Source organism: Pseudorhizobium marinum, from assembly GCF_000705355.1.
GTDB classification, from domain to species: Bacteria; Pseudomonadota; Alphaproteobacteria; order Rhizobiales; family Rhizobiaceae; genus Neorhizobium; species Neorhizobium pelagicum.
On the sequence record NZ_JMQK01000014.1, the window covers coordinates 115,033 to 126,796 of the forward strand.

Here is an 11,764-nt window from a genome sequence, read left to right on the forward strand (position 1 = left end):
GGGTTTCGAACCTCAACCGCCTGGGCATGGTCTATGGTCACCTGCTCCGTATATTAAAGCTGCGTAAACAAACTCTCCCTAATGTAGCGCGAGGGCTCGGACGAGCGGCAAACAGGACGTGAACGGCATGCGAGGCAAACTCAGCTTATTCGATTCCAAAGCCGCCGGGTTGCTCAGCGCATTGGACAAGTCACTCGCCATTATCGAATTCGATCCGCGGGGAAATATTCTCTGGGCTAACGAGTGCTTCTGTAAGGTCATCGGCTATGCGCCTTCCGAGATCATCGGCAAGCACCACAGCATGTTTGTAGATCCTGATTATGCGAAAACAGCCGACTATCGCGATTTTTGGGTGAAACTGGGTCGCGGAGAATTCGATCAGCAAGAGTATCGTCGGATTGCCAAAGGCGGTCGACAGGTCTGGATTCAGGCTTCCTATAACCCCGTGGTGAACCGGCGGGGAAAGGTTGTCAGAGTCGTCAAAGTCGCGACGGATACGACAGAGGCTCATCAGAAGAACGCAGCCTTTGAAGCCAAATTGGCTGCTATCTCACGCGTACAGGGCGTCATCGAATTCAAACCCACGGGGGAGATTATCGACGCCAACGACAATTTTCTCTCATTGTTGGGCTACCGGAGAGACGAAGTCCAGGGCAAGCATCATCGGATGTTTGTCGATGACGATCTGGCGCGCTCTCCCGATTATGAAATTTTCTGGAGAAAGCTGAATGCTGGAGAGTTCGTGGCTGGCGAATTCAGGCGATTCGGAAAAGGCGAGAAAGAGGTCTGGATACAGGCATCTTACAACCCGATCTTCGACCTGGAGAACAGGATCACGTCCATCGTGAAATTCGCAACCGATGTGACCGGCCGAGTTGGCGCCATTTCTCAGGTAGCGGGTGGCATGGCCGCCTTAGCAGACAGCAACCTCGCGCATCGGTTGCACGATGAATTTGAGCCGGCCTTCGAACCATTGCGCCTGGATTACAATACGTCCGTGAACCGCCTGCAGGCCACGATGAAGAAAGTTGCCTCAAGCGCCACCACAATGTCTGTTGGTACCGACGAGATCGCGCAGTCATCAGCTGACATGTCCCGGCGGATCGAACAGCAGGCTGCCAGTCTGGAGGAGACCGCAGCTGCGCTGGATGAGATCACCGCCACGGTCAGACGGAGTGCAGAATGCGCATTGGAAGCTGCACTCGCAGCATCCGGTGCCAGGAGTGGAACTGAGCGCTCGGGGCAAGTCATGAGCCAGGCAGCGGCTGTCATGGGTGAGATTGACGATAGCTCCACCAGGATTTCGCAGATCATTGGGGTTATCGACGAGATTGCGTTTCAGACAAATCTGCTGGCGCTGAACGCAGGCGTTGAAGCTGCGCGGGCGGGTGATTCCGGTCGGGGATTTGCGGTGGTGGCCCAGGAAGTGCGTGAACTTGCTCAACGTTCGGCAATAGCTGCCAAGGAAATTAAAACGCTGATTTCGTCAAGCTCCGATCAGGTGAAGAGGGGTGTGAGACTTGTGGGCGATGTCGCAACGGCTCTGGAGGCTGTGACAGCCAAAGTCGGCGAGATCGACGTCGTATTGTCTGAAATGGCCCGCTCCTCTCAGGAGCAGGCCACCGGACTGGCCGAAGTTAATATTGCGGTCAATCAAATGGACGAGGTGACCCAGCTTAACGCGGTGATGCTTGGGAAAGCGACGGAAGCTTCCGATCGCCTGAAGTCAGCAGCTGCGGAAATGTGTGCCTTGATCGGAGAGTTCCGTATCGACGGTGAAGACCATCAGCTTCAAAGACGAGTCACACGCCACGCGAGCCGAAATGACGGTGCTGCTGAGGTGGTGGTGGCACTGCGATCCTCGAGAGCAACAGGTTAAATCGCTTTCTTGGGAGTTACGGGTGGTGGCGAGGTCTCGCGAGATTCCAATTCGGTCGAAGGACCATCATTTCATAAGGGAAACAGTAGTGGAAGCGGATCAGGAGACGAGACGGCTCAAACGGCTTCATGACCTCGGAATTCTGGACACGCCGGAGGACCGAATGTTTCGAGGGCTTGCCGAACAGGCGCTGACGCTTTTTCCAGGTGCCAGTATCGCAGCCGTGAGCCTCATCGACAATGAGCGCCAATGGTTTAAAACCATTGTCGGTCTGTCGATCAAGGAAACACCTCGCAGTCAGTCGTTCTGCTCTCATACCATTGAAACCCCGGGCGTGATGGTTGTGGAAGATGCGACGATAGACAGCCGCTTTCAAAGCAATCCCCTTGTGACGTCAGGACCTGGAATCCGTTTCTATGCTGGCGTCAAGCTGATGAATGGCGTTGGCGCCCTCTGCGTTATCGGCCGGCAGCCTCGCCGTGCGAGTGGGTCCGAACTTGCAAAACTCACCAAGCTGGCGACCCTGGTCGATGTTCAGCTGATGGCGCATGGGACATTATTTGCGCTGTCCTGAGATCTGGCAGCCAAGGCCAACGAAACCTGTGACGGCACACCTCGTCGTGTCGCGGTCTTAAACGGTCTCGGCGTCGGCGTTGCGCCGGAGTGGACACGGGATCTCCCCCTTCGAACCGGAGAAGGTGAGGGGGCGACCTCAGGATCGTCCGGGTATGCGCCTGGACAGGCAAGATCCCACTGCTGAACGGAGCGATATCGTCCATATCGCAGGCTCGCTGGCGCGGCCCAGGGCACAGTTCAAGCGTCACCGGATTTTGTGGCTCACGATCGGTGCGGAGCTGGACGGGAAGGTAGCTCATGCAGGATCGCACCTCCTGCCGGCAACGGTCCTCGTCGCCTCTTCTTTCCCCTATCCCGGGCGATGGATCGGCAGTTACATGACCCTTGAGCACGTCAATGCGGAGGAGGGTTTTCAATTTCTGGTACCACCAACGACAGATCGTCAGTGACGTAGCAAGCAAGATTGGCGTTGCGCTCATCGGAGCCGGCCTGCTTGCGGCGGCCGCCTGCGCCGCGCCGTCAAGCGTTGGCTGGCCGCGCTTGCGTTTGCGGTAAGGGCCTGAAAGTCAACGCGATCAAGAAAGCTCCAAGGCCCAGGCCGCAGGCGCCGAGGTAAAGCCAGCTGTAGGTCGCGAAGGTATCGTAGATCAGGCCTCCCGCCCAGGGGCCGAGCGCCATGCCCAGTCCGCCCGCCATGCCGGTACCTCCGATAATCGTCCCCATCATCTTCTGTGGGAAATTTTCCCGGGCCAGCACCGCATAAAGCGGCATGACCCCGGCATAGATGAAGCCGAACATGGCGGCGATGGCGTAGAAGCTCTCCAACTGACGTACAAAGAAGAAGAAGAACGCGACGATTGCCTGGGCCAGCAGCCCGAGCACAAGGATGTTCTTGGCGCCAAATCGATCTCCCATGATGCCAAACGCCACCCGTCCACCAAGCCCGGCAAGCCCTTCGACACTGTAGATCGTGACAGCGGCGACGAGCGGTATCCCACAGCTTACGGCGTAGCCGACCGTATGGAAGATGGGCCCGGAATGGGTGGCGCAGCAGAAAAAGTTGGTCAGCATCAGGACGATGAACGGCGACGACGTCAACGCCGCGCCAACAGACATCGGCGCACCTACCCCGCTCGTCGGCATCGGCGAACGCTCTTCCTCCGGAAGCGCCGGCGGCCGGCGGATGAGGAGGGCGAGCGGGATCATGGTGATTGCGGCAAGCCCGGCAATCGCAAGCAATGAGAACCGCCAGTCATGGTTGGAGACGAGCCACGCCGCGAATGGCGAGACAGTCATCGGCGCCATGCCCATTCCGGCTGATACGAGTGACACGGCGAGGCTGCGATGGGTGTCGAACCAGCCCATGACCGATGCCATCAAAGGCGGCAGTATTGCTGCGATCGACAGGCCGACCAGGAGACCGAAAATCAGCTGAAATTCCACCATCGATGTGGCGCGGCTGGCCCAGGCCAGACTGGCCGCCAAGGCCCCTGATCCCATCAGGACGACGGGTCGGGCGCCGATATGGTCAGAAAGCGAGCCAAACGCCATGCTGCCGAGCGCCATGGCGACGAAGGCGATCGTCATGGCTGTGGAAATGCCAGTCACCGACCAGCCGGTGTCCTCGACGATTGGCCGGATGAAGACCGGCAGCGTGAACATTGACCCGATCGCCATGCAGCCGAGCAGGCCGCCAGCGGCAACGATGACCCAACGATAGGTCTCCTTAGGCATGCTGTTTCTCCTCCGACGGTTCGGGTGGCGCGCCCTCGACGCGCGGCTCGCCCCTTGTACTCATAGCCCACGACCCGGCTTAAACAACGTCGCTTAACGTCCCGGCATTGTCCTCCTCGACCGCCACGCCCGCCAGCCGGTCCAGGCAGGCCTTCCGACCTGTACCCAGATCCTGATGCGCGAGGTCTTTCCTCGACACGACGGATCCCGAAAGAACGAGTTGAAGACGTGGACCGCCTTCGGTTCCCGACAGCGTCCACGAAACTTTTATGTTGCGCCGCCAGCCATGGCCGGAGTTGGCTTCACCGCAACCTTCCAGGGATCGGAGAACCTCTCGTTCTCCTATCCCTTCGAGAACGTCGCAGTCAGCGGATCCCCACCATGAAATCCCCGCAGTCCATCGCTGACGCTGCCCAAGGCAAGGCGGGCCAGCCCAAGCCAACGGACGTCGATGTGATGTGGCTGGCCAATTCCACGGTCGTTCCCCAGATCGAGCCCGGCCAGATGGCAACGCAGGACCACATGGAAGATCGCGTCGCCGTCGCCACCGATCTCGCGTCTGGTGGCGTTGCCGCAGCCAGGTGCGGCGAGCACTGCGTGTTTTCATTGACACGGTTCTCGCACTCGCGCATGAAAGCTTCATCTGTTACTCCACTTTATGGCCTCCACGGTGACATTTCAGCCCCGGATGAATAATCGTATCGACGGCTTCAAGGTGGTGGGTAAGATTCACAGCCGCCAATGGAACGGCATCATCGCTGACCTGACTGAGGTTCGATGCACGCACTACGCCGGGGGTTACTACGTTGCCCAGGATCCGCGGCTGTTCATTCTGCTGGATGTGGAGGGCAATGACCGTCCGTTGGTGAAAATGACCGCCAATGGCGCAGCTCTGCCGCATGATCCCTATCAACGGCCGATATCCTATGTGCCGGCGGGTATGGATCTTTGGGTCGACGTCATTGGTGTTCGATATATGCGTCATCTCGATCTCCATTTTGACGCCCAGACACTTTTGCAGCGACTTGGTGAGGATCTTGATCCAAGGCGCCTTGCTGAACCGCGCCTGCTCTTCAGTGACCCAAGGATCGTCGCACTGGGTCAGCTGATTGCAACCGAATGCGTCACCGCGCGGCCCCTGCACGATCTCTACGGTGACAGTCTGGCGCTGGCGCTGATCATCGACGCGATGAAGCTCGGTCCTGCGGTGCCACGGCAGCGCAGCGCCCTGGCTTCATGGCAGCTGAGGCGCGCGCTCGAATTCATCGAGAGCAATTGCCTGCGCAGCATCCGTCTTGAAGAGCTGGCCGCGCTGACCGGACTTTCGCAGTCCCACTTCAGCCGTGCGTTTAAAGCCTCCACAGGAACCCTACCCCATCAATGGCAGATGAGGATGCGCATCCAGCGCGCGCAGCAGTTGCTCCTGTCCGATGACAAGTCCTTAAGCAATGTGGCCGCGGAAACGGGCTTTGCCGACCAGGCCCATTTCACCCGGATCTTCCGGCAGATGACAGGGGCGACGCCAGCGCATTGGCGCAGGGCGCAGAAATAAGGCGAAAAGCCGCAAATATTGCCGGGATCCTTCAAAAGTCGCAGATACGTTCAAGCCGGGATCATAAAGATGAGTTAGCGGCTCAGCTTATTTTTCAGGTGCGGGCAGAGACTGCGGCAGAGGCGGGGATAGACGAAGACGATGGGTGATTTGAAGGCGATGAAGGTGCTGTTGAAGGCAGGGGCGGCCATGGCGGTGATGACGGCAGCCGTCCCGGCTCTGGCGCAGGACACGCAACTCGAGACGATCGTGATTGAGGGGCAGGGCAGTCCGTCCGCCGTCGCGCCGGTCAGGGGGTATGTTGCCAAGACCTCGTCGGCCGGCTCCAAAGGCAACACCCCGATCAGCGAGATCCCGCAGTCGGTGTCCGTCATCGGCCAGCAGGAATTCCAGGACCGCGGCATCACCAACAAGGTGGACGAACTCCTGCGCTACACACCGGGTGTGGTGGCGCAGCCCTATGGCAGCGACCCCGATACCGACTGGTATTTCATCCGCGGCTTCAACGCGACACAGACCGGCGTCTATTTCGATGACCTGAACCTGTTCAGCTATGGCTTCGGTGGCTTCCAGATCGATCCCTTCATGCTGGAGCGGGTCGACGTGCTGAAGGGACCGGCGTCGGTTCTCTACGGCGGCGCCAATGCCGGCGGCATCGTCAACATGATCCGCAAGCGGCCAACCGACGATCCGCTCTACCTGACCGAGACGGGGATCAACTCGAACGGCAATGCCTTCTTCGGCTTCGATTTCTCCGATGCGATCCGCGAAGACGGGACGATGAGCTATCGCCTGACCGGCAAGATCGCCGGCGGCGACAATTATTCGGATTATTCCGAAGACCTGCGCGGCTTCGTGATGCCGCAGCTGACGATCGCGCCGGACGATGCGACGAGCCTGACGCTGTGGGGCTATGCCGGCGCGCTCGACCAGGTGCATTCGAGCAACGGCTTCCTGCCCTATGTCGGGACGGTGGTGGACGCACCCTTCGGGCGCATCGACCGCAAGGCCTTCTTCGGCGAGCCGGATCTCGACACGGGCCGATACGACCAGCAGATGATCGGCTTCGAGTTCGATCATGAGTTCGACAACGGCTGGAACTTCACCTCCAACTTCCGCTACGGCCATTTGGACAAATACGAGACCGGCCCGTATCCCTATCTCTATGTGAACACCACCAATCCGGCAGACCCCGGCTACTACCGGCTGAACCGCATCGGGTTCGAGGGCGACACGTCGGCCGATACGGTGGCGTGGGACAACCGTGTCGAGAACACGTTCGATCTCGGCGGCGCCGAACACGCCGTGCTGGCCGGTATCGACTACCGCTACTACCGGCTCGACAACGTGCAGAACTCGCTGTTCGGCGCCAGTTCGATCAGCCCGACCAGTCCCGTCTACGGTCTGCCGCAGCCGAACCTCAACCCGCTCTACGACCAGGAGCTGAAGATGAGCCAGCTGGGCCTCTACGCCCAGGACCAGATCCGCTTCGGCGGCGGCTGGATCATCACGTTGAACGGCCGCTACGACTTCGTTCAGACGGAGATGGACGACCGGCTGGCGGCGAACGACGACTATGACAGCTCGCAGGGGGCATGGAGCGGCCGCGCGGGCCTTGCCTATGAGTTCGACAACGGCGTAACGCCCTATGTCAGCGCCGCGACCTTCTTCAACCCGCTGGTGGGTATGGGCCTGCAGGGACCGCTGGTGCCGGAAGAGGGAGAGCAGTTCGAGGCGGGCGTCAAGTTCGAGCCGGGCTTCCTGGATGCCTCGTTCACGGCCTCGGTCTTCCACATCAACAAGCAGAACAACGTCGTCTCGGTGGCCGTTGCGCCCTGGCAGGACCAGCTCGGGGAGGTCCGCTCGCAGGGCGTTGAGCTCGAGGGCAAGGTCAACCTCAACGAGAACTGGCGCATGCTCGGCTCCTTCACCTATGCGGATGTCGAGGTGACGGAAAACGCACCGAACCCGGCGCTGGTTGGCAATGCGCCCTATATCGTCCCGGACGTGACGGCCTCGCTGTGGCTGGACTACACCTTCACCAACGAGGCGCTCGACGGGCTCAGCATCGGCGCCGGACTGCGCTACAAGGGCGAATCCTTCGCCGACGAGGCAAATACGCTCAAGGTGCCGGATGCGACGCTCGTCGATGCGGCGATCCGCTACCAGAAGAACGACTGGACCGCATCGCTGAACGTCGCGAACCTGTTCGACAAGGACTATGTCGAAAGCTGCGGCGGCGTCGGGGCCTGCGGCTACGGCGGGGCGCGCACCGTGACGTTCAAGCTGAGCAAGACGTGGTAGGCAAGGACATCCATGGTTGAGCAGGGCGTGCCGGAGAGTTTCCTGTCGCTGAGAGGCATCGGCTTTTCGGTGGACGGCAAGACGATCCTCTCCGGCATCGACCTCGATGTCGGTGCCGGACGGGTCTGCGGGCTCGTCGGGCCGAATGGCTCCGGCAAGAGCAGCCTGCTCAGGATCATCGCGCGGCAGATCGATCCGAGCTCCGGCGAGATTGCCTGGAACGGCCGGTCGGCACGGGCGTGGAGCAATCGCGCCTTTGCCCGTCACGTCGCCTACATGCCGCAGTTCACGCCCGGTGCGGACGGCATGACGGTGCGCGAACTGGTGGCGCTGGGTCGCTTTCCCTGGCATGGGACGCTCGGCCGCTTCGGCGCCGACGACCGGCGGGCGGTGGAGGGGGCGATCGCCCGCACAGATCTGAAGACCTTCGCCGACCGGCGGGTTGACGGCATGTCCGGCGGCGAAAGGCAGCGCGCCTGGATTGCCATGATGCTGGCCCAGGACGCCCGATGCCTGATCCTGGACGAGCCGACCTCGGCGCTCGATCTCGCCCACCAGGCCGGCGTCCTCTCGCTGGTGCGCACGCTCGCCGAGGAGCGCGGGCTGACGGTGATCGTCGTGCTGCACGATATCAATCTGGCTGCCCGCTACTGCGATACGATTACCGCCCTCAACGGCGGTCGCGTGCTGATGAGCGGCACGCCGGAGGAGATCATGCAGGAGGAGGCGCTGGCCCGCATCTTCGGCGTCGGCATGGGGGTGTTCCGGAATCCCAATCGCCGGCAACCGGTCAGTTATCTGCTGTGAGCGCTGCACCCTCTCCATGGACGCGGCGGCAGCTTCTCGCCGGGCTGTCCGCAGTACTTGCGGTGCCGACTGCCATGCATGCCGCGCCGGCAGTCCAGGGGCCGCGCGTCGCGACCCTCGACTGGGCGCTCCTGGAAACGCTGCTGGCGATGAAGGCAAATGTCGTTGCCGGTGCCGAGCTGCGGCAGTTCCGCGAGGTCGCGGTGACGCCGCCGGTGCCGGCGAAGGTCCGCGATCTCGGCCTGCGCGGCACGGCCAGTTTCGAGGCGCTGATCCACGCCCGGCCTGACCTGATCTTCAACTCCAACTTCTACGCCTCGAGCGCGCCGTCGCTGAGCCGCATCGCGCCGGTGGAGACGCATTCGGTCTATGTGCCGGGTCAGAGTCCTTTCGCTCTTGCGGCGGAGGCGGCCCGCGCCATGGGCGAGCGGCTTGGTCTGGAGACCGGCCGGCAGCTGGTGGAAACGACCGAGGCACAGCTGGAGCGCCAGCGGCAGATCCTCGCGTCCGGCGGCGATGGTCGGCCCATGCTGCCGATCAATCTCGGCGATGCGCGGCATTACCGCGTCTTCGGCAGCGACAGCATGTTCGCAGAGGTGCTGGCGCGGCTCGGGCTGGACAATGCATGGGCCGGTGCCACCGCCTATTCGGCGATGGCGCCGATCGGCATCGAGACGCTGGCGACGATGCCGGACGCCTGGATCCTCCTCATTCCGCCGCATCCGGCGGACGTGCCGGGGACGCTGTCGGCAAGCGCCTTCTGGAACGCGCTGCCGCCGGTGAGGGCAGGGCGCGTGCTCACGCTCGGTTCGGTCAATCCCTATGGCGCGCTGCCGGCGGCCGCACGCTTTGCCGATCTGCTGACGGAAGGGCTGCTGCATGCCCGCAATGGCTGAAATGACCGCACCGTCACGGCAGAGGCTCGCCATCGGGGGCGGTGTGGTCATCGCCGGATGCCTGGGGATGCTCTTGCTGCTGGTGCTGCTGATGCCAGCCGTTCCCGGGCCGCCCGCCGCGGCGCAGGCGCTGCGCTCCATCCTTCTCTGGCACAGCCTGATGCCGCGGGCAGTCGTCGCCGTTCTCGCCGGGGCCGCGCTCGGACTTTCGGGTGCCTTGCTGCAGCACGTGCTGCGCAATCCGATCGCGGATGCCTCCACCCTGGGGATTGCCGCCGGGGCGCAGCTGGCGCTGACGGTGGCGCTCGGCCTTTCGCCCAGCCTGCTGGTCCTGCCGCGCGAAGTGACCGCCTTTGCCGGCGGCGTCGGGGCTCTGGCGTTGGTGCTGGCGCTCAGCTGGCGGCGGCAGCTGGACCCGGTGACGGTGGCGCTGTCCGGCATGATCGTGACGATGGTCGCCTCGGCGGCGAGCGTGGCCGTGGTCCTGGCGCGCGGCGAATATGCCATGTCGATCTTCATCTGGGGGTCCGGCGCGCTCAGCCAGCAGGACTGGAGCGGCGCGCTGTCGCTGCTTCCCCGCCTGATCGTCGGCATGATCGCGACCCTGGTGCTGATGCGGCCACTTCGGGTGCTGTCGCTGGACGATGCCGCCGCGCGCAGCCTGGGTGTTTCCATCCATGCCATCCGTCTTACGGTGCTGGCGCTGGCGGTGTGGCTGGCGGCGTCGGTGATTGCGATCGTCGGCGTGATCGGCTTCCTCGGGCTCGTCGCGCCGGCGCTTGCCCGCTACTGCGGGGCGCGCACCACGGGCGAGGTGGTCGGTGGTGCCGCCGTCATTGGCGGCGGGGTGCTCTTCGTCGCCGACGGGCTGATGCAGCTGCTTGGGCCGGGCTTCTCCGATCTCGCGCCGGCCGGCGCCGCGACCGCCCTGCTCGGGGGGCCGCTGCTGCTCCTGCGTCTGCCGCGGGTGCGCAGCGTTCTGACGGTGAAGATCGCGGCCGTCCTGCCCGGGCGGCGGCTGTCGCGGCCGGGCAGGGGGATCATGCTGCTGGTGATGTTCCTTGCCGTGCTGCTCGTGCTAGCCACCGTCGTCGGCGCCACCGAGGCCGGGTTGACGGTCAGTCTCGGCAGCGATCTCCATGGCCTCCTGCCGTTCAGGCTGCCGCGGCTGATCGCGGCGGGCGGCGCCGGGGCGATGCTGGCCGCAGCAGGCCTGATCATGCAGCGGATCACCGGCAATCCGCTGGCGAGCCCGGAGGTTCTGGGCGTCAGTGCCGGGGGTGGCGCCGGGCTGACGGTGGCGCTGTTGCTGGTCGCGTTTCCCTCCCTGCCGGTCATGCTGGCCAGCATGGCGCTCGGGGCGCTCGCGAGCTTTCTGCTGATCATGGCACTGACAGCGCGCACCGGGTTTTCGCCGGAGCGGGTGCTCCTGGCCGGCGTCGCGCTGGGCGCCCTTTCGATGGCGCTGATCACGCTGGTGCTGGCGCAGGGGGACATGCGCAGCTTCATCCTGCTCACCTGGATTTCCGGGTCGACCAACACTGCCGGGCCGCTGCAGGCGGGCGTTGCGATGGCCGCGCTGGCCCTGCTGGTCCTGCCGCTGCTTTTTGCCGGGCGCTGGCTGGCGCTCCTGCCGCTCGGCGCGCAGGTGGGGCGTTCGCTCGGGCTTTCCGTCGCCATGGCGAGGCTGTCGCTTGCGGTGCTTGCGGCGCTGTTGACGGCGGCGGGCTCCTTCATCGTCGGGCCGCTCAGCCTGACGGGGCTGGTCGCGCCGCATCTTGCGCGGATGGCCGGGTTCCAGCGGCCGGGCCAGCAGCTTGCCGCATCGCTGATCCTCGGGGCGGCGATCCTGATCGCTGCCGACTGGCTTTCCCGGCTGGTGATTTATCCCTATCAGATCCCGCTGGGGCTTTTCGCCGCCCTGATCAGCGGTCCCTATCTCCTGTGGCTGCTGAGCCGCAGGGCGCCGGCTTGAGTGCGCCGACGTGACGCCATCAAAGCAGGACAGATGACCGA

At 63.2% G+C, this 11,764-nt stretch carries 10 protein-coding genes; 9 read left to right on the forward strand and 1 reads right to left on the reverse strand.

Translation table 11 applies throughout. The features are described from left to right. Window positions 1–127: 127 nt before the first annotated feature. The 3 genes from EO99_RS0116995 to EO99_RS28100 all read left to right on the forward strand — a co-directional run bounded on the left by EO99_RS0116995 (window position 128) and on the right by EO99_RS28100 (window position 2,904). Window positions 128–1,879 carry a methyl-accepting chemotaxis protein gene (locus EO99_RS0116995; RefSeq protein ID WP_051679918.1) on the forward strand — a complete coding sequence of 584 codons (1,752 nt, stop codon included), beginning with the start codon at window positions 128–130 and terminating at the stop codon, window positions 1,877–1,879. 88 nt (window positions 1,880–1,967) lie between these two features. After that, window positions 1,968–2,453 carry a GAF domain-containing protein gene (locus EO99_RS0117000; protein WP_037112275.1) on the forward strand — a complete coding sequence of 162 codons (486 nt, stop codon included), beginning with the start codon at window positions 1,968–1,970 and terminating at the stop codon, window positions 2,451–2,453. Between the two features lie 154 nt (window positions 2,454–2,607). Next, a complete protein-coding gene (locus EO99_RS28100; RefSeq protein ID WP_029619812.1) occupies window positions 2,608–2,904 on the forward strand; it encodes a hypothetical protein in 297 nt (98 codons plus the stop codon). A 70-nt stretch (window positions 2,905–2,974) separates the two neighbouring features. Here the strand turns inward: EO99_RS28100 and EO99_RS0117010 are convergent, their stop codons facing one another. Then, complete coding sequence (locus EO99_RS0117010) at window positions 2,975–4,189, reverse strand: MFS transporter (RefSeq protein WP_029619813.1); 1,215 nt, start codon at window positions 4,187–4,189, stop codon at window positions 2,975–2,977. 381 nt (window positions 4,190–4,570) lie between these two features. Between EO99_RS0117010 and EO99_RS27560 the strand changes: the two genes are divergently transcribed. The 6 genes from EO99_RS27560 to fhuB all read left to right on the forward strand — a co-directional run bounded on the left by EO99_RS27560 (window position 4,571) and on the right by fhuB (window position 11,723). Next, window positions 4,571–4,885 carry a hypothetical protein gene (locus EO99_RS27560; RefSeq protein WP_156034872.1) on the forward strand — a complete coding sequence of 105 codons (315 nt, stop codon included), beginning with the start codon at window positions 4,571–4,573 and terminating at the stop codon, window positions 4,883–4,885. Continuing rightward, window positions 4,878–5,741 carry a helix-turn-helix domain-containing protein gene (locus EO99_RS0117020; protein WP_029619815.1) on the forward strand — a complete coding sequence of 288 codons (864 nt, stop codon included), beginning with the start codon at window positions 4,878–4,880 and terminating at the stop codon, window positions 5,739–5,741. The genes EO99_RS27560 and EO99_RS0117020 overlap by 8 nt, the downstream gene beginning before the upstream one ends. A gap of 141 nt (window positions 5,742–5,882) precedes the next feature. Then, window positions 5,883–8,045, forward strand: coding sequence for a TonB-dependent siderophore receptor (locus EO99_RS0117025; RefSeq protein WP_029619816.1), 2,163 nt, complete (start codon window positions 5,883–5,885; stop codon window positions 8,043–8,045). Between the two features lie 27 nt (window positions 8,046–8,072). Beyond that, a complete protein-coding gene (locus EO99_RS0117030; protein ID WP_077067108.1) occupies window positions 8,073–8,852 on the forward strand; it encodes an ABC transporter ATP-binding protein in 780 nt (259 codons plus the stop codon). Beyond that, on the forward strand, window positions 8,849–9,748 hold the full coding sequence (locus tag EO99_RS0117035) for an ABC transporter substrate-binding protein (RefSeq protein ID WP_029619818.1): 900 nt from the start codon (window positions 8,849–8,851) through the stop codon (window positions 9,746–9,748). Before EO99_RS0117030 ends, EO99_RS0117035 begins: the two co-directional genes overlap by 4 nt. Continuing rightward, window positions 9,741–11,723, forward strand: coding sequence for a Fe(3+)-hydroxamate ABC transporter permease FhuB (fhuB, locus tag EO99_RS0117040; RefSeq protein ID WP_029619819.1), 1,983 nt, complete (start codon window positions 9,741–9,743; stop codon window positions 11,721–11,723). The genes EO99_RS0117035 and fhuB overlap by 8 nt, the downstream gene beginning before the upstream one ends. Window positions 11,724–11,764: the final 41 nt, after the last annotated feature.

What these genes read in the sequence shown, in the direction of transcription:
- EO99_RS0116995 (WP_051679918.1), top strand. Translation starts at nt 128, where the DNA reads ATGCGAGGCAAACTCAGCTTATTCGATTCCAAAGCCGCCGGGTTGCTC.
- EO99_RS28100 (WP_029619812.1), top strand. Translation starts at nt 2,608, where the DNA reads ATGCGCCTGGACAGGCAAGATCCCACTGCTGAACGGAGCGATATCGTC.
- EO99_RS0117010 (WP_029619813.1), bottom strand. Translation starts at nt 4,189, where the DNA reads ATGCCTAAGGAGACCTATCGTTGGGTCATCGTTGCCGCTGGCGGCCTG.
- EO99_RS27560 (WP_156034872.1), top strand. Translation starts at nt 4,571, where the DNA reads ATGAAATCCCCGCAGTCCATCGCTGACGCTGCCCAAGGCAAGGCGGGC.
- EO99_RS0117020 (WP_029619815.1), top strand. Translation starts at nt 4,878, where the DNA reads ATGAATAATCGTATCGACGGCTTCAAGGTGGTGGGTAAGATTCACAGC.
- EO99_RS0117025 (WP_029619816.1), top strand. Translation starts at nt 5,883, where the DNA reads ATGGGTGATTTGAAGGCGATGAAGGTGCTGTTGAAGGCAGGGGCGGCC.
- fhuB (WP_029619819.1), top strand. Translation starts at nt 9,741, where the DNA reads ATGGCTGAAATGACCGCACCGTCACGGCAGAGGCTCGCCATCGGGGGC.